2 protein-coding genes are annotated in these 1,734 nt (G+C 51.0%); both read left to right on the top strand.

The features are described 5' to 3' along the window. Positions 1-109 precede the first annotated feature (109 nt). Positions 110-571, top strand: coding sequence for a DUF4189 domain-containing protein (locus GGR62_RS21000; RefSeq protein WP_326520287.1), 462 nt, complete (start codon positions 110-112; stop codon positions 569-571). Between the two features lie 495 nt (positions 572-1,066). After that, on the top strand, positions 1,067-1,561 hold the full coding sequence (locus GGR62_RS20850) for a DUF4189 domain-containing protein (RefSeq protein ID WP_184409718.1): 495 nt from the start codon (positions 1,067-1,069) through the stop codon (positions 1,559-1,561). The last annotated feature ends 173 nt before the right edge of the window (positions 1,562-1,734 follow it).

The raw sequence follows: 1,734 nt of genomic DNA, 5'->3' as shown, positions 1-1,734 counted from the left end.
GCCGCCAACTACCGTACACAACAAGCCAACAACGCAGTACCCTTCAACCCCGGGCTTTATCAGTAATCACTGGTACGGACGATGGGGGCAGGTCACTATCTCAGTCATATTGAGTGGCAGTTTGCATGCGGAAGGAAGTTGTCCGCCCGGCAGTTATCCGATTGGTGGGCAAGGAGTCTCCGGATGTGCACCTATCCCTTCAGGCAGTAGCAACTCAGGCCCGACACCAACAGGTGAGTGGCGCAAAACTTGGGGTGCCGTCGCTATGTCTAAGGTAGGTGATGGCGCAATTGGCGTTTCAAGCGGCTTTGTCTCCAAAACGCAGGCTAAAGACGACGCTCTTAAGAGTTGTGAGCGTCTGACAACCAAAGGTTGCAAGATTGAGGGTTACTACAAAAACCAATGTGTCGCACTCGCTCAACCTCCTATGGGTGGTCCGGTAGTAATTGGTACTGGACCCACTGAGGATGGGGCTGGAGAGCAGGCTGTCGGCGGTTGTAATAAGGCTTCTCAGTCTTGCAAAGTGCTGTTCAAGGGGTGTAGCGATCCGGTTTTTAGATCCTATAGATAAATTGGTGCTTCCCTAGTTAATCCCTCGAGAAGCCGGACGGGAGGCTTATGTCGCAAGTGCTGGGGCTGCCCAGGTTCAGCAGCAAGGCGAGCAAGTTTCATTTCAGATTTCTAAGGGTGCGCATAAAAAATTATCTGGAGGACGTGCCCTTTTATGATTTAACGTTCTTAAGTTTGCTAAATCAGGCCGAGGCAATTTGTTGACGCTCCTGATCCTGACGACCCCGCCGATGGCCGCATTCTTCTTCCAGGGCACGCTGGGCAGCTTCATGGCGTACTCGCAGATCGGTGGCGCTACATCGGCCGGCGGATCGCCTGGACCGCAGGGGCAGGCGCCGGGGTCGTACACTCCCAGTCAGCCAAGCAGTAATGACAACAGGCGTGCAGATGATGTTCGTGCTACCTCGCCTCAAGTCGTTGGTTCGAGTATGTCTCAAACTCCGCAGGCAGGCTCCAGAGCCGTGAATCGTGACACTAGTGCGGGGTAGGAGCTACGATGAAGAAACTAAGTGCGTTAATTCATGTTATTTTTATTTATTTTGTTTATTCTTCTGGTGCTTTGGCGGAAGGAAATTGTCCGTCAGGTTACTATCCTATTGGTGGGCAGGGCGTATCAGGTTGTGCTCCGATGAGTCCAAACAATAATTCCGCTCCTCAGCCTACGGGTGAGTGGAGGACTCGCTGGGGTGCTTTAGCCTATAGTAAAGACGATAAAATACTAGGTGTAGCTGAAAGCAAGGCGTCGAAATCTGATGCGCGTAAGGCCGCTGTCGATTTCTGTACTCAAGCTGGAGGGGTTGGGTGTAAAGCACAAGTTTTCTATAAGAATGGATGTATTGCTATAGCTAGTTCCCAAGCGACCTATAGTTCTAGGACGTCCACATCCGCTTCTAAGGTAAGGGCAGAGAGCATTGCTTTAGAGGAATGCGGAAAATCTGATTGTAAAATTTATTATTCAGGGTGCAGTCAGGCTGCTTTTAGAAGTTACTAATCTGGGATATGGTTGGACTCATAATGTGTAAAAGGTCTGATCGCTGGCACTTGCTGGACAAAAGTAGCTTCGCGCTTGGGTAATCCCCCCATTTGTAGCAGTCGCCAAAAGTGGAGCTATGCAGCAAGTGCCAACTTTTGCATGGGGGTGATGCCGCCGAGCGCCATGTTGGG

This window comes from Xanthomonas sp. 3075 (assembly GCF_014197275.1).
In the GTDB taxonomy this organism is placed as follows: Bacteria; Pseudomonadota; Gammaproteobacteria; order Xanthomonadales; family Xanthomonadaceae; genus Xanthomonas; species Xanthomonas campestris_B.
This window is presented reverse-complemented; position numbering and strand designations above follow the sequence as displayed.